Genomic DNA, 21309 nt, shown 5'->3' with positions numbered 1-21309 from the left:
GGACGCCCGCGCGATATCGGGCCGCCGACGACATCGTCGGCGCCCGGCCCCGGAGGTTCTGCACTGTGCACCCGCCACATCATGCGGCATCCCGCCCCGCCGTCGGCCCGTCGGGGCGAAGTAGGGACCGGGGAGACACAGGGCCCGGCCTGCGGGGACGAAAGTCCTGACAGAGACTGTCATTCGCCTGCTGCCGCCAGAGGTGCCCCGGTCATACGTTGTAAAGGACGGCAACGCCTCCCCCACCTGCCCCGCCGCTCCGGCCGGCCCGGGCCGTACGGCCCCCGCGCGGACGCCGCCGTCGCCGCCCCGGCGCCCCGCGCCCCCGACACCCCCACCCCTGGACGACGCAATGACGACTGCCCGTGAGCTCTTCGCCGAAGGGATGCGTGAACACTTCGCGCCGGCCCTGCGCGCGATGGGGCTCACCGGCTGGCGGCACTCCTTCAGCCTCCCCGACGACTCGTACTGGGCGGTGCTCGGGATCGAGCTCGGCACCGTGGACGACCGGGTGGTCCGCTACACCGTCAGCCTCGCCCTGACCGCCAAGGACGTCTGGGCGGACCGGGCCGCCTGGTCCGGACGGCCGCTGCGCCCGAACCCCAACGCACCCACCGGGCTGGAGGACTGGCACGCCCGGATCGGCGAACTGCTGCCGGTGGGCGACGAGGTCTGGTGGGAGGTCTCCCCCGGCCCGCGCTGGCTGGTCGCCGTCGAGGACTCCGTCGCCGCCGTCCGCCACTACGGGCTGCCGGAGCTGTCGCGGCGGCTGTCCGCCGCGCACAGCGCGGACTCCGGCGTGGAGACCTACCTCTCGCTGCGCCAGCTGGACGCGGTCAACGCGGCGCTGCTGACCGCCGCCGTGGCCCGGATCCAGCGGGCCGAACTGGCCGACAAGACACTCGTCCTGACCGGTGCCTGGAGCAGGTCCGACCCGGTCTCGCGGGAGGTGCTGGCGGGCGTGGCCGACGGGTTCCTCTCGGTCGGCGACGAGCGCTTCGGCCGGGTCCGCTGCGTCGACACGCTCGGACGCGAGCTCTGGACCTTCTGACCGGCCGGTAACAACCGGGGAACCATCGGCGGTCCCACCGGTGTCGTGACCGGTACGGGGGCGGAGCGCCCCTGTCCGGAAACGGGGGGAACAACGGACATGACGACGGATCCGACGAACCAGGACCGGCAGCTGGTGTGGGACGGCTGCCTCAACGTACGGGAGCTCGGCGGCCTGCCCACCCTGGACGGGCGCCGCACCCGCCGGGGCGCGGTCGTCCGCGCCGACAACCTGGACCGGCTGACCGCCGAAGGCTGGACGGCACTCCAGCAGTACGGCATACGCACCGTGGTCGACCTGCGGGACGCGGCCGACCACCGACCACTGCTGCCCCGGCCCGAGGGCATCGAACTGGTCCGGGTGCCGCTCGACGAACTGGCCGGGTCCGCCTGGTGGGAGCGGTTCGGCGAGCTGGACGGCACCCCGCTCTCCTTCCTCCCGTACCTGGAGCACTGCCCGCAGGCCGTCACCGCCGTGGTCGCGGCCGTCGCCGACGCCGGGCCGGGCGGCGTGGTGGTGCACTGCGGCGCCGGACGGGACCGGACCGGGCTCGCGGCGCTCGTCCTGCTCGCGGCGGCCGGCGTCACGCCCGCGGCGATCGTGTCCGACTACCTGCTCAGCGCACCGAACCTGCGCCCGCTCTGGGCGATGCTCGCCCGGCCCGACCAACAGCTGGCCATCGACGCGGTGCTCGGGCGCGCGGGCACCACGGCGGAGGCGGCGCTGTCGGATGCGCTGCGGGCGTTCTCGCCCGATGCGTATCTTCCTGCGGAGGGGCTGGCTGGTGTGCGGGGGCGGTTGCTGGGGTGAGGGGGCGCTCCGCGGGGATGACCGGGTGCGTTGGCAGCGGAGCTGCGGCGGGAGGCCGGGGGTGGGTGCGGGCGCGTACCTTCCGGGTTCGCGCAGTTCCCCGCGCCCCTGGAGCGGGGGGTCAGAAGCCTGAGGTGGTGGTGCTGACGATCCTGACGCGGCCGTCGGTGCGGGCTTCGAGGGCGGCGGCGAGGCGGAGGGAGCGGCTCGGGCCGAGGAGGGTGAGGGCCTCGTCGGTGGTGACCCAGCGGTAGGTGTCGAGTTCGCCGGCCGGGAGGGTGATGGGGGTGTCGGCCGGGATGGTGCCGAGGTCGAAGAGGAAGTGCACGGCCGGGTGGGCGAGGTCGGCGGAGGGGTGCGTCCAGGCGACCGCGAGCAGTTCGCCGGGCTGCTTGACGATGCCGGTCTCCTCCAGCAGCTCGCGCTCGGCGCACTGCTTCGGGTCCTCCCCCGCGTCGACCGAGCCGCCGACGAACTGCCAGTGCTCGCGGTACCCGGCCTTGACGATCAGCACCCGGCCCTCGGGGTCGCTGATCAGGCAGCCGGCCCCGGCGTAGACCCGGGTCAGCGAGGCGAGCCACTCGTCGCGGCTGGTGAGCGGACTGTCCGTCATGGGGCTCCTTCGAACACGGTGGTGGCCCCACCCTCTCGCACCGCGGCGGGAAACTCCACGGACCCCGGCCGGGCGGCCGGGGTCCGTGGAGTTTCGGGCCGGGTCAGTGGGCGGAGTGCTTCTCCGCTCCACGGTGGCGGTGGCCCGGCAGTTCGGCGTGGTGGGCCGGGCCGGCCAGCGGGGTCACCGAGCCGAAGGCCCGCCGCCCGCCGTGGCTGAAGGCCACGTCACCGGGGTACGGGCCGGTCTGCGCCGTTCTCGGGGCGTCGGCGGGGAGCATGGGGCTGCCCGGTTCGGGGCTGGCGGCCATGCCTCGGCGTTCGAGGATCTCCTGGGTGCCGCGGCGGAGCTTGGTCGTCGGTCGCTTGGTCATCTGTCGGCCTCCCTTCGGCGTCCGTTCACCGGGCCGGAGTGCGCGGTGGTCCGGGCGCATGGGTTGCTATGCCCGGATTCTAGCTGTTTGCGGCGATATCGGAGGGGGGCACGGACAGCCCCCGCCGAGCCTGGCCCTGCGGTACCCAGGACAGGCACGGCCCTGGTTCGCCCGGCCGCCGGCCCGGAGGGTGGTGGCAGAACCCGCCCACCGCACCAGGGAGCACACCATGACGTACCCCGCCCTCGCCGGCCGCACCGCCGTCGTCACCGGAGCCGCCAGCGGCATGGGCGCCGCGACCGCCCGGCTGCTGGCCGCGAGCGGTGCCCGGGTCGCCCTGCTCGCCCGCCGCACCGAACGGCTGGAGCAGCTGGCCGCCGAGATCACCGCCGCCGGCGGGCAGGCCCTCGCCGTCACCGTGGACGTCACCGACCGGGCCGCCGTCGACGCCGCCGCGGAGCGGGTGCACGCGGCGTACGGCCCCGCCGACCTGGTGGTGGCGAACGCCGGGGTGATGCTGCCCAACCCGCTGACGGCCGGGCGGGAGGACGAGTGGAGCCGGATGGTGGACACCAACCTCACCGGCGCGCTGCGGACCGTCCGCGCGTTCACCCCCGACCTGCTCGCGGCCGCCGCGGCGGGCCGCAGCGCCGACCTGGTCACCGTCTCCTCGATCGCCGCGCACGTCGTCTTCCCCGACTACGCCGTGTACGGGGCGACCAAGGCCGCACTGACCCACCTCGCCGCCTCGCTGCGCACCGAACTCGGCCCGCGCGACGTCCGGGTGACCAACATCGAGCCGGGCCTGACCGACACCGAACTCGCCGCGCACATCGACAACCCCGAGCTCGCCGAGCAGCTCGGCGGGATGTTCGCCGCGATCCCCGCGCTGACCTCCGAGGACGTCGCCGACCTGATCGGGTACACGGTGAGCCGCCGCCGTGAGCTGAACCTGCGTCAGGTCGTCGCACTGCCGACCCGCCAGGCGTAGCGCTACGCCGGGCCGCTCAGGGTCGTATGGGAGCATGCGGCGTGGCCACGGTGATACAAGACGAAAGTCCGACCCTGGTACGGGTGGTCCCGGAGAACGGACGGGTCCGGCACCCGGCCGCGCTGATCCGTTGCCTGGTGGGCTTCACCGCCGTCGGCCTCACGCTGCTGCTCGCCGTCGGCGCGCGCGGCATGGCCGACGGCCTGGAGACCGACATGGCCCAGGGCGCCGGTCTGGTGCCGGGGGCGCTCGGACGGTTCGTGGGGGTCGTCTCCGCCGTCGCGCTGCTGCTCCTCCCGCTCGCCTTCACCGTCGAACGGCTGGTCCGCGGCGCCGGACGCCGGCTCACCGACGGCGTGCTCGCCGCCGTCCTCGGGTACGGGCTCGCCTACGGGCTCGACCTCGCGGCCGGCGGCCTCACCGCCCTCACCCACGCCACGCCCGGCGGCGGGCGGACCGACCCGGTGTACGGGTACCTGGCCCCCGTACTCGCCTTCATGGCGGCCACCGGGACGTACGGGCTGCCCCGCTGGCGGACCGCCCTGGGCAGCACGCTGGCGACGGCCTGCCTCTCCGGCCTGGTCACCGGGTACGCGACCCCGCTCTCGCTGGTGCTGTCGCTGCTGGTCGGCTGGGCCTCGGCGCACGCCACCGTGTACGCCCTGGGCAGTCCGACCTGCCGCCCCACGCCCGGACAGCTGCTGCACACCCTCGGCCAGGCCGGGGTCCGCCCGCTGCTGGCCCGCCAGACCGAGCCCGGCCGCTACCTGGTCACCCAGCGCGACGGGCGGCCGGACCTCGACGTCCTGCTGCTGGACCGGCACGCCCAGGCCACCGACCTGTTCGCCCACCTCTGGCGGCTGCTGCGGCTGCGCACCGCACCGCGCCCGCGCGGCCTGCGTCCGCTGCGCACCGGCCTGGAGCACGAGGCCCTGCTCGCGTACGCCGTCACCGCCGCCGGGGTGCGCACCCGGGAGCTGGTCTCGACCGCCGAGTTCGACCCGGGCCGCGCCCTGGTCGCCTACCGCCACCTGCCCGGGCGGGCCCTGCCGGACCTCGCCGACGAGGAACTCACGGACGGGCTGCTCACCGACGCCTGGCGGCAACTGCTCCTGCTGCAACGCCGCCGGATCGCGCACCGGGCCCTCGCCTCGGACTCGCTGCTGGTCGGCCCGGACGGCGCGGTGCACCTGGTGAACCTCGCGGACGGCGAGATCGCCGCCGGGGAGCTGCTGCTGCGCCTGGACATCGCCGGGCTGCTGGCGGCCCTGGCGCTGCGGGTCGGCGCCGAACGCGCCGTCGCCACCGGGATCGCGGTACTCGGGGGCGACGCGGTCCGGGCCGCGCTGCCGCTGCTCCAGCCGATCGCCCTCCCGCAGTGCACCCGCGCGGAGCTGAAGGGCCGGCCCGGAGCGCTCGGCGCCATCCGCGAGGCGGCCCTGCGCGGGCAGCCGGAGCTGCCGGTGCAGCCCGTCCGGCTGGAGCGGCTGCGGCCGCGCACGGTGCTCACCGTGGCCGCCGCGATGCTCGCCGGGTACCTGCTGCTGGAGTTCCTGTTCAGCAGCAACCCGGTCAGCGCCGTCGCGGGCGCGGACCCGCTCTGGCTGGCCCTCGCCGCCGGGGCCGCCGTGCTCAGCTACCCGGCGGCGACGCTCGGCTTCATCGGGTTCGTCCCCGAGCGGCTCCGCTTCCGGCCCGCGCTGGCCGCCCAACTGGCCGGTTCGTTCGCCGGCCTGGTGTCGCCGAGCGGGGTCGGCGGAGTGGCGCTGAACACCCGTTTCCTCCAGTGCAGCGGCGTCCCCACCGCGCAGGCGCTGTCCAGCGTCGGCGCCTCCCAGCTGATCGGGCTGGCACTGCACATGCTGCAGCTGGCGTTCTTCTTCACCCTGCTGGGGCGCGACCCCGGCTCGGCGCTGAACCTGCACCCGGCCGTCCTGGCGACCGGAGCGGCGATCGCCGCCGTGCTGGCCGTGTCCGCCTTCGCCGTCCCCTGGGTGCGCCGCCGGCTGGCGGGCCTGCTCGGCCCGCTGCGGGCCGAGATCCTGCCCCGGCTGCTGGACCTGTTCCAGCAGCCGGGCAAGCTCGCCGCCGGTGTCGCCGGACAGCTGCTGGTCTCGATGACCAAGGTGTTCTGCCTCTACTGCTGCACCCTCGCGGTCAGCCGACGGCCGGGCTTCCCGTCCGTCGCGGTGACCTTCCTGGGCGGCAACGCGGCCGGTTCGGCCCTGCCGACACCGGGCGGGGTGGGCGGCGTCGAGAGCCTCCTGAGCGGGGGCCTGATGCAGTTCGGTCCGATGGACCAGGGCGCGGCGATCGCGGCGGTGCTGCTCTTCCGGCTGCTGACCTTCCTGCTGCCGATCCTGCCCGGCTGGGCCGCGTTCGCCTGGCTCCAGCGGCGGAAGGCCCTCTGAGCCGGGCGGGCGAGGAACCGGGCGGGCGAGGAACCGGGCGGGCGAGGAGGCGACCCGGGCAGCCGCCGCAGCAGTGCCGGCGAACGGTCGGGCCGGGGCGCGGGCCAGGGGCGTAGGCCGGGGGCGCGGGCCGACGTGTCCGGATATGACAGAAACCAGACATTGTGGCCATGGCCGAGGGCAACGAGGATGGCTCCGTGCCCAGTACCCGCCGCGTCGTCATCGCGGTCTTCCCCGACGTCGACCTCCTCGACGTGACCGGCCCGGCCGAGGTCTTCGCGCTGGCCAACCGGGAAACGGGGAGTCAGGCGGCCTACCAGGTACGACTGGTGGGCCGCTCGCGCGGCGAGGTGACCACCTCGGCCGGCGTGCGGCTGGTCGCCGACCTCTCCTTCGCCGAGACCCTCGCCGAGAACGCCGGGGTGCTGGACACGCTGATCGTCCCCGGCGCGGTGGACCCGGGCCCCGGCGGTTCGGTGGCCCGGATCGACCGGGACGTCGTGGAGTGGGTGAAGGCGGTCGCGCCGCAGGCCCGCCGGGTGGCCTCGGTCTGTGCCGGTGCCCACCTGCTGGCGGCGGCCGGGCTGCTGGACGGCAGGACGGCCACCACCCACTGGTCGACGGCCGCCCAGCTGGCCGCCGACCATCCGGCGGTGACGGTGGACCCGGACCCGATCTTCGTCCGCTCCGGGACGGTGTGGACCGGGGCCGGGATCAGCGCCTGCATGGACCTCTCGCTGGCACTGGTGGCGGAGGACCTGGGCGAGGAGGTCGCCCTGGCGGTCGCCCGGCAGCTGGTGATGTACCTGAAACGGCAGGGCGGCCAGAGCCAGTTCTCGGTTCCGCTGAGCCTTCCCCCCGCCGCCCGGAGGGGTATCGACGAACTGCGGATGTTCATCGCCGAGCACCTCGACGGCGATCTGTCCGCAGCCGCGCTGGCCGGACGGATGTGCCTGAGCGAACGGCACTTCGCCCGGGTCTTCCGGCAGGAGACCGGCACCAGCCCGGCCTCCTACGTCGAGGCGACCCGGGTGGAGGCGGCCCGCCGCCTCCTGGAGGGCACCGACCAGGGCCTGGAGCTGGTCGCCGCCGGCTGCGGGTTCGGCTCCGTGGAGACCCTGCACCGGGCACTGCGCAAGCACCTCGGTACCACCCCGGCGGCCTACCGCCGCCGCTTCCGCACCACCGGCCGGCCCGGACAGCCGGCCCACTGACCCGCTGATCCCTCCCGGGCAGGCGGGCACCTGGGCACGCGTACGGCTTCGCGTGTCCGTACCCCTTCCGAAAGGACTTCTCCGATGACCGTCTCCACCAGCCTGCGTGACGTGATCGGGCTCGACAACCAGCTGCCCCGGCTGGCCGACAGCACCCTGATCATGATCGATTTCCAGAACACCTACCGGCGCGGTGTCATGGCGCTCGAAGGCGCCGAGCAGGCCCTCGCGGCCGCCGCCCGCCTGCTGGCCGCCGCCCGCGCCGCCGGCACGCCGGTGATCCACGTCGTCAACGACGGGGGCGAGAACACCCCGTACGACATCCGGGCCGAGATCGGCGCCATCAGCGACGAGGTCGCCCCGGTCGACGGCGAGCCGGTCGTGGTCAAGGAGTTCCCCGACGCCTTCCACCGCACCGATCTGGAGAAGACGCTGCGCGAGCTGGGCGCCGGGACCGACCTGGTCCTGGCCGGCTTCATGACCCACATGTGCGTCACCTTCTCCGCCCAGGGCGCCTTCAACCTCGGCTACCGCCCCACCGTCGTCGCCGAGGCCACCGCCACCCGGAGCCTGGCCGCCCCCGACGGCACCGTCCTGTCCGCCGCCGCCCTCCAGACGGCGGCCCTGACCACCATCAGCGACGTGTTCGGTCCGATAGCGCTCACCGTGGAGGACCTCACCGCCTAGGAGCGCGCCCGCCCCCGGGCCGTGCCCCGGCCCGGTGCACCTTTCCCGGCCGGGGCGCTAGCGGTACTCGTCCTCGTCGAGGTCGACCACCCGGATCTGTTCGGCGGCGTCGGCCTCGTTCACGGCGGCGGCGGAGCCGAGGGAGCGGCGTTCGCGGAGCTGCTCGTACCCGTCGGCCGGGCGGTCGCCGAGTTCGCGCTCCTCGTCGGCCGTCTCCGCCGTCGCCGGGGACTCCTCGGCGAAGTCGTCGTAGTCCTCGGGGAATTCGGGGTTCTCGGGGTTCTGCCGCATGGCGTCCGTCCCTGCTGCTCGGAGCCCCGCCGGGCCCTGGTGACTCCTGGGGCCCCGTTGGGCCCTGGTGGCTCTAGTGCCGCGTCAGGCAACCTTCGCCCCGTCGCGACGCCCGGCACACACTCTCGCCGCACCGGCCGAAAGTCCAAGTACGTCCAGTACGAGGGCTTCCGGCCGGCACGCCGAGAGCACGCACCGGACGCCGCTCCTTGACGGGCAAAGGTTGCCTGACGCGGCACTAGCAGTATCCGACCCGGGCCCCCGCTCGGCGCTCCGTCCCCCGGCCGTCGGCGTGTTGCCGCCGGGTCAGCCCGCCCCGCGGGTGGCCCGGCCCGCCAGGTCGCGCAGGTAGGCGGCCAGCTCCGGCGGCTCGTGCACCTCGAACTCGCAGCCCAGGGTGACCAGTCGGACGGCCAGCCAGTCCAGCCGGTCGGCCCGGGTGTGCAGCCGGCAGCTGCCCGCGTCGATCGGCTCCAGTTCGGCGGCGGCCGCGCCCAGCCGGTCCGCCAGCTGCTCGCGGGGCGCGTGCAGTGTCACCACCGCGCGGAAGGTCGGGGCGAGGTTGGCCAGCTTGCCGGCCACGTACGCGGCGGCGTCCTCGGCGGGGAGTTCGCGCGGGGCCACCCGGGCGCCGGTCTGCCGGGCGTCCTGGATGCGGTCGACCCGGAAGATCCGCCAGTCGTCCCGGTCGTTGTCGAACGCCACCAGGTACCAGCGCCGGCCGGCCGCGACCAGGCGGTGCGGTTCGACCAGGCGCCTGGTCTCGGCGCCGTCGCCCGCCCGGTAGCCGAACCGCACCCGCTCGTGGCCCGCGACGGCCGAGGCGAGCGCCGTCAGCACCTCGGGGTCGACCCGTGGCCCGCCGCCCAGTTGGAGGGGGACGGTCGCCGCGTTCAGCGAGCCGACCCGGTGCCGCAGCCGCGCGGGCAGCACCTGCACCAGCTTGGCGAGCGCCCGGACGGACGCCTCCTCGATCCCCTCCACCGCGTTGCCCGCCGCCGCGCGCAGCCCGACCGCGATGGCGACGGCCTCCTCGTCGTCCAGCAGCAGCGGCGGCATCGCCGCGCCCGCGACCAGCCGGTAACCGCCGATCGATCCCCTGGTCGCCTCGACCGGGTAGCCGAGGTCGCGCAGCCGCTCGACGTCGCGGCGGATCGTGCGGGGGCTCACGGCCAGCCGCTCCGCCAGTTCGCTGCCGGGCCATTCACGCGGGGTCTGCAGGAGCGAGAGCAGGTTCAGCAGGCGTGCCGGGGTGTCCGTCATGCCTCCCAGGATGACGTACCAAGCGGACAGCTTCTGACCTATTGGCGGTCTACCTTCGGGGTGTCCGCACCCCCTGTCCCCCCGGGAGAACCCGATGCAATCCGCGACCACCTCCGATCGCCGGCGCTGGCTCGCGCTCGCCGTGGTGATGACGGCCAGCCTGATGGACCTCGTCGACGTCACGATCGTCAACATCGCGATGCCGAGCATCCAGCGCGACACCGGCGCGAGCTTCAGCGCGCTCCAGTGGATCACCGCCGGGTACGCGCTCGCCTTCGCCGTCGGGCTGATCACCGGCGGGCGGCTCGGCGACATCTTCGGCCGCAAGCGGCTGTTCCTGCTGGGGATAGGCGGGTTCACCGCCGCCTCGGCGCTCTGCGGGCTGGCCTCCGGCCCGGACATGCTGGTCGCCGCCAGGATCCTGCAGGGCGCGACGGCGGCCCTGATGGTGCCGCAGGTGCTCTCGATCATCCACGTCACCTTCCCGGCCCACGAGCGCGGCAAGGTCTTCGGGATGTTCGGCGCGATGGTCGGCCTCGGCGCCACGCTCGGGCCGATGCTCGGCGCGGTGCTCACCGAGGGGAACCTGTTCGGGCTGGGCTGGCGGCCGATCTTCCTGGTCAACCTCCCGATCGGCGTCGCCGGCCTGATCCTCGGCAGCAGGTACGTGACGGAGTCCCGCGCCCCGCAGGCGCTGAAGCTCGACCTGGTCGGCATGGCACTGGCCGCCACCGGACTGCTGATGCTGCTCTACCCGCTCACCGAGGGCCGGGAGTCCGGCTGGCCGCTCTGGGGCTTCCTGTCGATGGCCGGCAGCGTGCCGCTGTTCGTCCTGTTCGTCGCGTACGAGCGGGCCAAGGCCCGGCGGGACGGCTCGCCGCTGGTCGAGCTGTCGCTGTTCCGGGTGAAGAGCTTCGCGGCGGGCATCGGCGTCCAGCTCACCTTCGGCGTCGTCACCGGCATCTTCTTCCTGGTGTGGACCCTGTACATGCAGCTGGGCCTTGGCTGGAGCCCGCTGCGGGCCGGCCTGACCGGCGTGCCGTTCTCGGTCGCCGTCGCGGTGGCGGCGGGCGTCTCGGTGCAGAAGCTGGTGCCCCGGTACGGACGCAAGGTGCTGCAGAGCGGGGCGCTGGTGATGGCGGCCGGCACGCTGGTCTACCTCGCGGAGGCCCACTCCTACGGGATGGCGGTCCACCCGTGGCAGATGGCGCTGCCGCTGGTCGTGATGGGCGCCGGGATGGGGCTGATCGTCGCGCCGCTCACCGACTCCGTGCTCTCCGAGGTGCCGCAGGACCACTCGGGTTCGGCGTCCGGGCTGATCAACACCACCCAGCAGCTGGGGTTCGCGCTCGGCCTCGGCCTCTCCTCGGTCGCCTTCTTCGGTGTGGTGGACGCGGCGCAGCCGGGCCGCCGGGGCGGCGGGCCGGTGTTCGTCGACGCGTTCACGCACTCGCTGTGGTGGGTGGCCGGCGGGCTGCTGGCGGTGTTCGTGCTGATGTACGCGCTGCCCCGGCCGGCGGCCCGGCAGGACGCGGTGGCAGCGGACGGGACGGCGGACGCGGACGCGGCTGCCGGGGCCGGGGAGCGGGCGGCGCGGGTGCCGGTCGGGTGACCACGGGCAGGCCGGGGGTGCGGGAGAGCCCCGCGCGGTCGGAAGGTGCGGCGAAGCCGCCTTCCCGGCCGGCGCGGGGCTCTCCCGCACCCCCGGTCAGTGGGCGACGAGCTGTGGCGGGGCGGTGCCGACCACGACCACGGTGGCGCCGAGGCGCTCGTCGGCCCAGTCGAGGAAGTGCAGGTCGTCGAGGCGGCTGCGCAGCGGGGCGCCGTGGGCCTCGCCGAGCGGGAGGGCGGAGAGGTCCGTGCCGCCCATGGTGTCGAGGGTGACCCGGCCTATCTTGATCAGCGCCTCCTTGCGGACCCACTGCCGCAGGAACGCGTACGCCGGATCGGGGTGGCGCTCCACCTGCCGGCGCTCGGCCTCGGTGAGCACGCGCTGCAGCACCCCCGGGTCGGTGCCGCCGCGCTGCGGCAGCTCGACGTCGACGCCGACCGGGCCGTAGCCGGCGGCGGCGGCCACCGCGCCGCGGGTGTGCGAAAGGCTGATGTGGATGTCGGGGTGCTCCGGCAGGTAGGGCTTGCCGTGGCCGGGCAGCCCGCAGTCGGGGCAGTACTGGGCCAGGGTCATCGGGCCGGGCCGGCCGAGCAGGCGCTCGGCGCAGAGCCGTACCAGCAGGTGCGCGGCGACGAAGTTGCGGCGGTCCTCCTCGTGCCGGAAGCGGGCGGCCCGCTCCGACTCGACGTCGGTGAGCGTGAACCGGTCCGTCTCCGGGTGCCCGAGCACGTCGGCGTTGGCCGCGACCATCACAAGCGGACCACCCCGTCGGTCCGTCATGTCGTCCATTCCCTGCCCTCTCCCAGACACCCGCGCCGGGCCCCGCCCCTGCCTCGGAGCGGTCCTGGACGCGTCGGAAACCCTACCCAACCGGTACGGGCGGCCCCGGGCCGCCCTGAACGATCTCACTCCCCCGGTCGTCGCGCGGCGGTCCGGGGCAGCTTCGTGCCGGCTCCCGCGAGTCGGCCGGGACGGCCCGTCCGGCCGCGGGCGGCGTGGTAAGGGTGCCGGGCCCGTCCGGTGCCGCATTGCGCGGGTCCGGCCCGCCTTCGAATCGAAGGCTTTCGGATCCGCCCGAATTCCACCCCGATGACAGCGGGCTTCCGGTTTACGAAGCGCCGGTATATGGACGATTCGCCCAGGTGGGGCCGGTCGGCCGAGGCGGCACCGAAGGTGCGGATGAGAATACGGAACGTAGTGATTCAGGAGTGTGCACAAGTAGTTGAAGAATCGTATATTCCTACAAATGCGGGGGGGCTCACGTAGTAGCGTTGCCGACTGCTGCCTGACACGCAGTCGTGACATACGCGGGGGAACGGGGAGAGGTATGCATGAGCGCTAGTGAACCTGACGAAGTACGGTTCGAATTCGGCCTGCTGGGTCCGCTGACCGCCACCGCCGGCGGGCAGGAGATAGCGGTGGGAGGGCCTCGCCAGCGCACCATCCTGGCGAGGCTGCTGCTCGCCTGGGGCCAGGTGGTCTCGGTGGACAGCCTGGTCGAGGAGGTCTGGGACGGCCGGCAGCCGAGCACCGCGCGGACCCAGGTGGCGATCTGTGTCGCCGCCCTGCGCAAGGCCTTCAAGGCCGCCGGGCGCGAGGACGGCCTGATCGAGACCGTCCACCCCGGCTACCGGCTCCAGACGGACGGGTGCCGGCTGGACGTCCGGGACTTCGCCGGACTGGCCGAGCGGGCGGCCGCCGCCCGGCAGGGCACCCCGGCCGAGGCCGCCGAGCAGTACGGCCAGGCACTCGCCCTGTGGCGCGGGCCCGCGCTGGCCGGGGTCAACGGACGGGAACTGGAGGAGGAGGCCGCCCGGCTGGAGGAGCAGCGGCTGAGCGTCTACGAGGCGTGGACGGGGATGGAGCTCGTCCTCGGACGGCACCAGGAAATGATCCCCCGGCTGGTGGCGGTGGTCCGGGAGAACCCGCTGCGCGAGCAGCTGCGGCAGAACCTGATGCTGGCCCAGTACCGCTCGGGGCGGCGGGCCGAGGCCACCGAGACCTTCCGCGAGGGCCGCCGCCGGCTGATCGACGAACTCGGGCTGGAGCCGGGCCCCGAGACCCAGCGGCTGCACGCCGCGATCCTGCGGGACGCGCCCGAGCTGACCGCGCCCGCGCCGCCGGCCGCCACCGCCCCGGCGGCGGCCGAGGGCCAGGACGAGCCCGAGGTGCGGGTGGTGGCCGCGCAGCTGCCGCCCAACATCCCCGCCTTCGTCGGCCGGGGCGAGGAGCTGGCGACCCTGGACGGGCTGCTCGCCGACCGGTCCCGGGAGGAACCCCCGGCGCTGGGCTTCGTGACCGGGGTCGCCGGGGTCGGCAAGACCGGCCTGGTGGTGCACTGGGCCCACCGGGCCGCCGACGCCTTCCCCGACGGCCAGCTCTACGCCGACCTGCGCGGGCACGACGAACACCAGGAGCCGGTCACCGCCGGCGCGGTGCTCCGGCGCTTCCTGCGCTCGCTCGGCGTGCCCGGCGAGCAGATCCCGGCCGACCAGGGCGAGCGGGCCGCGATGTACCGGAGCATCCTGGCCGACCGCCGGGTGCTGGTGGTGCTGGACGACGCCCGCACCTTCGGCCAGATCCGCGACCTGCTGCCGGGCAACGGCCGGTGCTGCGTCCTGGTCACCAGCCGGGAGCAGCAGGACCACCTGGCGGTCGGTCACGGCGGCGTCCGGGTCAACCTCGGGGTGCTGCCCGAGCTGGAGTCGCTGGAACTGCTCGGACGGATCGCCGGGCCGGAGCGGATCGCCCGGGACGAGGCGGGCGCCCGCAAGCTCGGCTGGCTCTGCGACCACCTGCCGCTCGCGCTGCGGATCGCGGCCGCCCGGCTGGCCTCCAAGCCGCACTGGACGGTCCGCCACCTGGTGACCCGGCTGGCCGACGAACGCCGCCGGCTGGACGAGCTGAGCGCGGGCGAACTGGAGGTCCGGGCCAGCTTCGGGCTGAGCTACCGCTACCTGCCCGCCGACGCGGCGCAGCTGTACCGGCGCCTCGGCCTGCTCGACGTGCCCGACTTCAGCGCCTGGGTCGGCGCCGCCGTGCTGGACATCCCGCTGCTGGACGCCGAGGACCTGATGGAGCAGCTGGTCGAGGCCCAGCTGCTGGAGGCGGTGAGCATCAGCGCGACGGGGGTGCTGCGGTACCGGTTCCAGAACCTGCTGCGCCTCTACGCGCGCGAGCGGGCCGGTACGGAGGAGTCCGGCACCGACCAGCGGGACTCGCTCGACCGGGCCTTCCGGGGCTGGCTGACGCTGACCGAGCAGGCGCACCGCCGCGAGTACGGCGGCGACTTCTCGATCATCCACGGCACCGCCGAACGGCTCCACCTGGACGAGGACCTGGTCGACGAACTGCTGACCGTCCCGCTGGACTGGCTGGAGGCCGAACGGCCCGCGCTGGTCGCGGCGATCGGCCAGGCCTGCAAGCAGGACATGGACGAGATCGCCTGGGACCTGACGACGTCGAGCCTGATCCTGTTCGAGACCCGGAGCTACCACGAGGACTGGCAGCTCTGCAGCGAACGGGCGCTGGAGGCCACCCGGCGGGCCGGCAACCGGCGCGGTGAGGCGGCGATGTGCGCCGAGCTGGCGGCGCTGAAGATGTACCAGCGGCGCTTCGACCAGGCGGCTCCGCTGTTCACCACCGCGATCGAGCTGTTCGAGGAGGTCGGCGAGCCGCACGGGCGGGCACTGGCGCTGCGCAACATGGCGATCATCGACCGGCTCCGGGGGGATCTGGGGCTGGCGATGGAGCGGCTGGAGGAGGCCCGTCCGGCCCTGCGGGCGGCCGGTGACACCTCGGTCGAGGCGCACGCGCTGAACCAGATGGCCCAGATCGAGCTGGAGCTCGGGCGGCAGGACTCCGCCGTCCGGCTCTCGCTGGAGGCCGTCCGGCTGGCCGAGACCATCGGCGAAACCCGTGGGAAGGCCCAGACGCTCAACCGGCTGGCCGGTGCCTACCTCAGCCAGGAGCGCTTCGAACTCGCGGAGGAGACCTACCGCGAGGTGCTGCGGATCGTGCGCGAGAAGCGGGACAGCCGCGGCGAGGTGCACGCGCTGCTCGGGCTGGGCGAGACCCAGCTGGGCAGCGGGCTCGCGGACCGGGCGGAGGTGACCCTGCTGGAGTCGCTGGCGCTGGTGCAGCGGCTGGACGACCCGATGGTGGAGGGCCGGGTCAACCTGGCGCTCGGCCGCAGCCTCCAGCGGCTGGCCCGTCCGGGGCAGGCCCGGCGGTCGCTGGAGACGGCCCGGGAGATCTTCCGGCAGGTCGGCTCGCCGCTCTGGGAGCAGCAGGTCGACGCGGAACTGGCCGTCACCGGGAGCACGTCGGACGATCCGTCAGATCCGGATCCGGTGGATCCGGAAATGGAGGAAAACCCCCACCCCGAGTGGGAGTTAACCCACATTGTGCGGACCGCCCCCACTGCGTAGCGTCAAGGCCGAGCCGCCGTGAACGGGCGGTGGGACAGCCGAGAGAGGACGACCACCGTGGGCGAGGCCGCCAGCGCGATCATTGCCAGCGCCGTGATGCTGAGCAGCACCATCCTGGTGGTCTTCGGACTGCTCTGGCACTCCACCACCCGCTCGCGCGGCGAGCTGGCCGGGCAGCCGGTGCCGCTGGCGCAGTTGGCGCCGCCGCACCAGCCCTGTGAGCGGGCCGCCGCCGGCCAGGAGCAGCTGCGGGCCGAGCCGCTGGTGTCCCGGCTGCGGACGTACCGGGCGGGGTCGCTCAGCGCTCGCCGAGCATCCGGTGCACCAGGCGGGTGTGCACCTTGGTGAGCGCGACCACCAGCCACGGGAAGAGCAGCGCGGCGGCGACGCCGGCCGCGAAGTGCACGGCCACGGCGCCGACCGGAGTCGGGCCGCCCCAGTCGGGGTCGGGGTAGGGGCGCCAGCCCCAGATCGGGTAGCTGAGATTGCGGCCGCCGATGATGGCCGTCCCCAGCACCAGGACGAACGCCAGCCCGCTCACCGCCATGTTGGTGAAGAAGAAGCCGATCCGGCGGCCGATCCCGGTGCCGCCCTGGGCGGGCGCCACCCGGTGCCCCAGGAACCAGCGAACCCGGGCCAGTTCGAACCACGGACCGAACCAGACGGCCAGCGCCCCGAGGCCCAGCACGGCCAGCAGGGCCGGCAGCCCGGCGTTGTGCTTGTGGCCGGCACCCATCGCACTGATCGAGGCGAACATCCAGAGCAGCCCCAGCGGCGCGACGAGCGCGTGCAGCATCCGCCGCCAGGTGTCGGCCCGGAACGGGGTGAGCAGGAACCGCTTCACCCGGCCGCCGACGCCGGTCACCTGCGCCGCCTCAGCACTGAGCCGAGCAGGGGCCTGGTGGCCCTGCTCGGCGCGGTCGGCCTGCTCGGCTCGTTGAAATGTCTGCACCACGGTTGTGTACCTCCTGGTTTCCGGGCCGAACCGTCTGCCGGCCCCGCGTTTCGGTCTTTCGGTGTCGGCCCGACCGAGAGGGCCCACCCAGAGGCGCGGGGACTGCGCGAATCCGGTGGGTACGACGCGGCACCACCGCCTCGCGCAGCCCCCGCGCCGCTGGTCCGACGCGACGGGGTCTCAGGCCGCTGCCGACTCCAGTACGGCTGCCAGCACGGCCAGTTGCGGGTGACCCGGTCCGGCGGAGACCGTCTCGGGCAGCTCGTTCGGGTGCCGGATCCGCTCGATGGGGGCGTGGCCGTGCGGCACCGAAGGCGAACGCCCCGATCACTGGGTGCAGCCCGATCAGCTGGGTCAGCGCCGCGTACCCGAGCGCCCCGGCCAGCAGGATCGGCGGCAGCAGCAGCTCGCCGCCCGGGCGCTGCCCGGTCCGGCTCACCAGCCGGGCGAGGGCCGACCGGACGCACAGCACCGTGGCGGACGGTGCTGAAGGTGGCTTCGCCGACACCGATGCTCGAAACGCGGTTCGACTCGACGAGCGTGACGTCGATCCGGTCTCCGAACGCGGCCTTGAGGTAGGTGGCACTCATCCAACCGGAGGTACCACCACCGACGATGACAACCGACTTGATCACTGTGGGTCTCCTGCGACTCGGGTGTTGGGGCACTGGCTCTGGCGACGGGATGCACGGCCTGGTGCTCCGCCCGCTGCTGTCGATCCGTGAGACAGAAATTAGCCAGGCCCGTTTTCCCTTCGTTATCGGCGGCGTTCCGGCCCGGCGCGGCCGTTTCGTGGGGCCCTGCGAAGGGGCCCTGCGAGGGGCGCGAGAGGGGGCGCGGAAGGGGGCGCGGAAGGGGCGTGGGAGTGGCTGGGCCGCTGATCAGTGAGTGGGCGGGCTCCCGTACGCTCTGCGGTGCCAACGCGGAGCGGTACAGGGGGAGACAGCGATGAGCAGTGACGAGATAGGCCCGCAGCCGGAGCCCGTCTGGGCGGAAGCCCCGGCCCCGGCCCCGGCCCCCGGGCCGGCCGGCCGACAGGCACCGCCGTGGCCGGGCTGGGGCTACCAGCCCCCGCCGCCGCCCAAGCCCGGCGTGGTGCCGCTGGCCCCGCTCGGTATCGCCGAGATCCTGCGCGGCGTCTTCGACACCCTCAGGCACAACCTCGCGGCGCTCTACCTCCCGCTGCTCGGCGTGGTGCTGGGCGCGCTGGTGCTGCTGGGCGGCTACGGGGTCGTCGGCTACCTCTCGCTGCAGGGCCTCATCGACGATCTCCGGGCCCAGCCGGACTACCAACCGACCGACGCGCAGCGCCTCACCATCGTGGCGCTGCTGGCCGGCGGCCTGCTCCTGCTGGCCCTCTGCTCCCTCGCGCTCTCCACCGTGGCGGCCACCACCAGCACCGGGGTGCTGCGGCACGCCACGCTCGGCCGGCGGGTGACGGCGCGCCAGATCCGTACCGAGTCGGCGCGCTACCTCTGGCGCGTGCTGGGCGGGCAACTGCTGGTCGGCGCGGGCGGCCTGGGGATCCTGGTGGTCTCGCTGCTGCCCGCGGTACTGCTGGCCGGGTTCGACGCGGGCCCCGCCCTCATCCTGGTGTCCCTGCTCCTCGTGGTGCCCGCCGCGCTGGTCGGCACCTACGTGCAGGTACGGCTGGCACTGGTGGTCCCGGTGATCGTGCTGGAGGACAGCCGGCCGGTCGCGGCGATCCGGCGGGCCTGGCGCCTCAACCACGGTGCCTGGTGGCGCAGTCTGGGCATTCCGTACCTCGTCAACATGATCGCCTCGTTCGCCGGCCAGCTGGTCGCCACGCCGTTCGTGGTGATCGGCGCGGTGGGCATGTTCAGCACCGCGTCCACCACCACCGACGTCGACGGAGCCGTGTCGACCGGTGCGCCCAGCGGCGGCGGCATCGTCTTCTTCGTCGCCTGCATCCTGGTCGGCTCCGCACTGACGAGCACCCTCACCCTGCCGCTCGCCCCGCTGACCCACGGCCTGCTCTACCTGGACCGCCGGATCCGCCGCGAGAACCTCGCGCCCGCCCTCGCCACCGCCGCCGGCCTGCCCGGCTGGGCCCCGGCCGGCCCCCCGGCCGGCCCCTCTGCCGACACCCCGGCCCCGGGGGCCGGCCCCACCGAGGGGTGACCACCGGGGCCGGACGGCGGCCGGGGCGCGGCCGGTGGCGGAGTTCAGCCGCCGCTCCCCGCCCCGGCGACGGACGGCGCGACGGGACGCCGGGCGGGCGTGCGGGCGGCCCGGCGCAGTCCGAGCTGCCGGGACGGCCACCAGCTCGCCTCGCCCAGCAGGGTCAGCAGCGCGGGCAGGACCATGATCCGGATGACGAAGGCGTCCACCAGGACGGCCACCGCGAGGCTGAACCCGATCTGCCGCATCTCGGCCAGGTGGAGGAAGACGAAGCTGGCGAAGACCGTCACCATGACCACCGCCGCGCTGGTCACCACCCGGGCCGACTCCGCCGTGCCCGTCAGGACGGCCTCGCGGGTGGGGAGGCCGAGCACGGCGGCCTCCCTGATCCGGCTGACCACGAAGACCTGGTAGTCCATCGACAGCCCGAAGAGGATCACGAAGAGGAAGAGCGGCACGCGCGAGCCGATCGACCCGGTGGCCTGGTGGCCCAGCAGGCCCTGCGCCCAGCCGCCCTGGAAGACCAGGACGAGCAGGCCGAGCGCGGCGGACGCCGACAGCAGGTTGAGCACGACCCCGGCCAGCCCGATCACCACCGAGCGGAACGCGACGACCGTCATCAGGAAGGTCACCAGCAGCAGGAAGCCGATCACCAGCGGCAGTTTCGCGTCCTGGTGGGCGAGGTAGTCGGCGTCGCGCGGGACGTCCCCGGTCACGGCCACCTCGGCGCCCGGCAGCGCGCCGACCGTGGCCGGTATCAGGTCGTGCCGCAGGTCGGCCAGGGACCGCCGGGCCTGCTCGGAGCTCGGTGCGAACGGGACGGAGAGCACGAGTTGGCTGATCCGGCCGTCCGCGGAGACCTGCGGTTGCGCCACCTGCCGGCTGAACAGCGGGTCGGCCTGGGTACGTCGGCCCAGCTCGCGCAGGGCCGCCGCCACGGCGCCGGCGGCGGCCGGCTCGGCGCGCACCACGACCTGGTGCTGCACCCGCAGGTCGGGGAAGGCGGCGGTCAGCCGGTCGTCGGTGCGCATCGCCGGGATGCCGCGGGAGAAGGTGTCCTTGCCCAGCACGCTCAGCTTCAGGTCGAGCACGGGCGCCGCCAGGCCGAGCAGGACGAGTGACGAGACGAGCAGCGTGACCAGCGGGTGGCGGCTCGCGGGCCGGAGCACGGCCCGCCACACCCGGCCTTCACCGGCGGCCCCGGTGCGCCTGCGCCTCGGCGGCTCGGGCAGCAGCATCCGGCCGCGGCGGGCGAGCCGGCGCACGGCCCGGCGCTCGGCCCGGTCGGCGAGCTTGGCCAGCAGCGCGGGCAGCACGGTCAGCGAGGAGGTCATCGCGACCAGGACGACGATGACCGTCCCGGTGGCCAGCGAGGAGAAGATGACGTCCGTGGCCAGGTACAGGGAGGCCGTGGAGACGACCACGGCGAGTCCGGAGACCACGATCGCGTGGCCGGCCGTCGCCGCGGCGGCCTCCACCACGGCCTGCGGGCCGAACCGGCCGCCGGAGCGGGCCCGCTCCTCCCGTTCGCGCTTGAGGTAGAAGAGCGAGTAGTCCACGCCGACCGCCATGCCGATCAGCAGGATGACGTTGTTGCCGACCCCGGCGTCCGGCAGGACGTGCGAGGCCACCATCGCCAGCCCCATCGAGGCCGCGATCGAGGAGAGCGCGAGCAGCAGCGGCACACCTGCGGCGAGGACCGAGCCGAAGACCACCAGCAGGGTGACCAGCGTGATCGGCAGGGTGATCGCCTCGGAGAGTGCGAGGTCGCCGCTGCGCTGCCGGTCGACACCCTTGCTGATGGAGGGGCTGCCGGTCTCCTCGACCCGCAGTCCGGGGTGGTGCTGCTGGACGGCGGCGGTCTGCGCGACCAGCGGCGCGACGTGCAGGCGGCCGTCCAGCTCCGGGCCCCGCATGGTCACGGTGACCAGCAGGGTCCCGCCGTCGGCGGAGCGGACGGGCGGGTCCACCCGCTCGACCTCGGGCAGCCGCCGCATCCGGTCGGTGACGTCCTCGGCGGCGCCCGCCGCCGAAGCGGAGTCGAGCGGACCGGACCAGGCGCTGATCAGGACGTGCTCCACCGGCTTGCGCTGCAACTGCCCGGCCGTCGCCATCGCCTCGGCGCGGCCGGCCTCGCCCACCCGGTAGTCCTCGGTGGTGGCGTTGTGGGTGCCGACCGCGCTGCCGACGCCGAGGCAGAGCACCACGAAGACCAGCCATCCGGTGATCGCCCGCCAGGGGTGCGAGGCACTCCAGCCGGCCGCCCTCACCGTGATCGAACGCTTCTCCGTCATCGCTGCCCCCTCGGTCCGTCCAGCCGCACCGTCGTCATGTCCGACTGATACCTGTCAGTGGAGAATTACAGGTGTAGGTCGAATCCGTCAACCGAAGGAAACGACCGGGAGAAGCGAGTCCGGCCCGCGCTTGACCGGCCTTCCCTTCATGTGAAAGTCTCGACTGACAGGT

18 protein-coding genes and 1 pseudogene are annotated in these 21309 nt (G+C 74.1%); 10 read left to right on the top strand and 9 right to left on the bottom strand.

Annotated features, from left to right (window positions below):
• The first annotated feature begins 352 nt into the window (after window positions 1–352).
• Both ABD330_RS10035 and ABD330_RS10030 read left to right on the top strand, forming a co-directional pair.
• The gene (locus ABD330_RS10035) at window positions 353–1051 is read left to right on the top strand and encodes a hypothetical protein (RefSeq protein WP_344463084.1); all 699 of its coding nucleotides are present in this window, start codon (window positions 353–355) and stop codon (window positions 1049–1051) included.
• A gap of 99 nt (window positions 1052–1150) precedes the next feature.
• Window positions 1151–1861, top strand: coding sequence for a tyrosine-protein phosphatase (locus tag ABD330_RS10030; RefSeq protein ID WP_344463082.1), 711 nt, complete (start codon window positions 1151–1153; stop codon window positions 1859–1861).
• Window positions 1862–1982: 121 nt separating this feature from the next.
• On the opposite strand, the gene ABD330_RS10025 is transcribed toward ABD330_RS10030, so the two are convergent.
• Both ABD330_RS10025 and ABD330_RS10020 read right to left on the bottom strand, forming a co-directional pair.
• The gene (locus tag ABD330_RS10025; RefSeq protein WP_344463080.1) at window positions 1983–2474 is read right to left on the bottom strand and encodes an NUDIX domain-containing protein; all 492 of its coding nucleotides are present in this window, start codon (window positions 2472–2474) and stop codon (window positions 1983–1985) included.
• Window positions 2475–2577: 103 nt separating this feature from the next.
• Window positions 2578–2847 (bottom strand): hypothetical protein, encoded by a 270-nt coding sequence (locus ABD330_RS10020; protein WP_344463077.1) that lies wholly within the window; start codon window positions 2845–2847, stop codon window positions 2578–2580.
• 229 nt (window positions 2848–3076) lie between these two features.
• Here ABD330_RS10020 and ABD330_RS10015 point away from each other — a divergent pair, with 229 nt between their 5' ends.
• The 4 genes from ABD330_RS10015 (at window position 3077) to ABD330_RS10000 (ending at window position 8150) form a co-directional block, all read left to right on the top strand.
• Window positions 3077–3838, top strand: a complete 762-nt coding sequence (locus ABD330_RS10015; RefSeq protein WP_344463075.1) for an SDR family oxidoreductase — start codon at window positions 3077–3079, stop codon at window positions 3836–3838.
• Between the two features lie 41 nt (window positions 3839–3879).
• The gene (locus ABD330_RS10010) at window positions 3880–6249 is read left to right on the top strand and encodes a lysylphosphatidylglycerol synthase transmembrane domain-containing protein (protein ID WP_344463073.1); all 2370 of its coding nucleotides are present in this window, start codon (window positions 3880–3882) and stop codon (window positions 6247–6249) included.
• Window positions 6250–6446: 197 nt separating this feature from the next.
• Entirely contained in the window at window positions 6447–7463 is a 1017-nt protein-coding gene (locus ABD330_RS10005; protein WP_344463071.1) for a GlxA family transcriptional regulator, read from the top strand.
• Between the two features lie 84 nt (window positions 7464–7547).
• Window positions 7548–8150, top strand: coding sequence for an isochorismatase family protein (locus tag ABD330_RS10000; protein ID WP_344463069.1), 603 nt, complete (start codon window positions 7548–7550; stop codon window positions 8148–8150).
• A 57-nt stretch (window positions 8151–8207) separates the two neighbouring features.
• Here the strand turns inward: ABD330_RS10000 and ABD330_RS09995 are convergent, their stop codons facing one another.
• Together ABD330_RS09995 and ABD330_RS09990 are read right to left on the bottom strand one after the other, a co-directional pair.
• The gene (locus ABD330_RS09995; protein WP_344463067.1) at window positions 8208–8441 is read right to left on the bottom strand and encodes a hypothetical protein; all 234 of its coding nucleotides are present in this window, start codon (window positions 8439–8441) and stop codon (window positions 8208–8210) included.
• 306 nt (window positions 8442–8747) lie between these two features.
• Window positions 8748–9704: a helix-turn-helix transcriptional regulator gene (locus ABD330_RS09990; protein ID WP_344463065.1), complete on the bottom strand. Its 957-nt coding sequence runs from the start codon at window positions 9702–9704 to the stop codon at window positions 8748–8750.
• A 94-nt stretch (window positions 9705–9798) separates the two neighbouring features.
• Between ABD330_RS09990 and ABD330_RS09985 the strand changes: the two genes are divergently transcribed.
• A complete protein-coding gene (locus tag ABD330_RS09985; RefSeq protein WP_344463063.1) occupies window positions 9799–11316 on the top strand; it encodes an MFS transporter in 1518 nt (505 codons plus the stop codon).
• Between the two features lie 96 nt (window positions 11317–11412).
• Here ABD330_RS09985 and ABD330_RS09980 read toward each other — a convergent pair whose 3' ends face one another.
• The gene (locus ABD330_RS09980) at window positions 11413–12096 is read right to left on the bottom strand and encodes a 4'-phosphopantetheinyl transferase family protein (protein WP_344463061.1); all 684 of its coding nucleotides are present in this window, start codon (window positions 12094–12096) and stop codon (window positions 11413–11415) included.
• Window positions 12097–12647: 551 nt separating this feature from the next.
• On the opposite strand from ABD330_RS09980, the gene ABD330_RS09975 reads away from it, so the two are divergent.
• Both ABD330_RS09975 and ABD330_RS09970 read left to right on the top strand, forming a co-directional pair.
• Window positions 12648–15746: an AfsR/SARP family transcriptional regulator gene (locus tag ABD330_RS09975; protein ID WP_344463059.1), complete on the top strand. Its 3099-nt coding sequence runs from the start codon at window positions 12648–12650 to the stop codon at window positions 15744–15746.
• Window positions 15747–15803: 57 nt separating this feature from the next.
• Entirely contained in the window at window positions 15804–16094 is a 291-nt protein-coding gene (locus ABD330_RS09970; protein ID WP_344463057.1) for a hypothetical protein, read from the top strand.
• On the opposite strand, the gene ABD330_RS09965 is transcribed toward ABD330_RS09970, so the two are convergent.
• The 3 genes and pseudogenes from ABD330_RS09965 to ABD330_RS09955 form a co-directional block, all read right to left on the bottom strand.
• Complete coding sequence (locus tag ABD330_RS09965; RefSeq protein ID WP_344463120.1) at window positions 16045–16701, bottom strand: hypothetical protein; 657 nt, start codon at window positions 16699–16701, stop codon at window positions 16045–16047. The two genes, ABD330_RS09970 and ABD330_RS09965, sit on opposite strands and share 50 nt — an antisense overlap.
• A gap of 180 nt (window positions 16702–16881) precedes the next feature.
• On the bottom strand, window positions 16882–17010 hold the full coding sequence (locus tag ABD330_RS09960) for a hypothetical protein (RefSeq protein ID WP_344463118.1): 129 nt from the start codon (window positions 17008–17010) through the stop codon (window positions 16882–16884).
• Window positions 17011–17174: 164 nt separating this feature from the next.
• Window positions 17175–17336: pseudogene (locus tag ABD330_RS09955) on the bottom strand (tryptophan 7-halogenase); the annotation flags it as partial.
• A 313-nt stretch (window positions 17337–17649) separates the two neighbouring features.
• Between ABD330_RS09955 and ABD330_RS09950 the strand changes: the two are divergent.
• Window positions 17650–18843 carry a DUF7544 domain-containing protein gene (locus ABD330_RS09950; RefSeq protein WP_344463055.1) on the top strand — a complete coding sequence of 398 codons (1194 nt, stop codon included), beginning with the start codon at window positions 17650–17652 and terminating at the stop codon, window positions 18841–18843.
• 44 nt (window positions 18844–18887) lie between these two features.
• On the opposite strand, the gene ABD330_RS09945 is transcribed toward ABD330_RS09950, so the two are convergent.
• Window positions 18888–21137: an MMPL family transporter gene (locus ABD330_RS09945; RefSeq protein ID WP_344463053.1), complete on the bottom strand. Its 2250-nt coding sequence runs from the start codon at window positions 21135–21137 to the stop codon at window positions 18888–18890.
• Window positions 21138–21309: the final 172 nt, after the last annotated feature.

The organism is Kitasatospora kazusensis (assembly GCF_039529945.1).
GTDB classification, from domain to species: domain Bacteria; phylum Actinomycetota; class Actinomycetes; order Streptomycetales; family Streptomycetaceae; genus Kitasatospora; species Kitasatospora kazusensis.
This window is presented reverse-complemented; position numbering and strand designations above follow the sequence as displayed.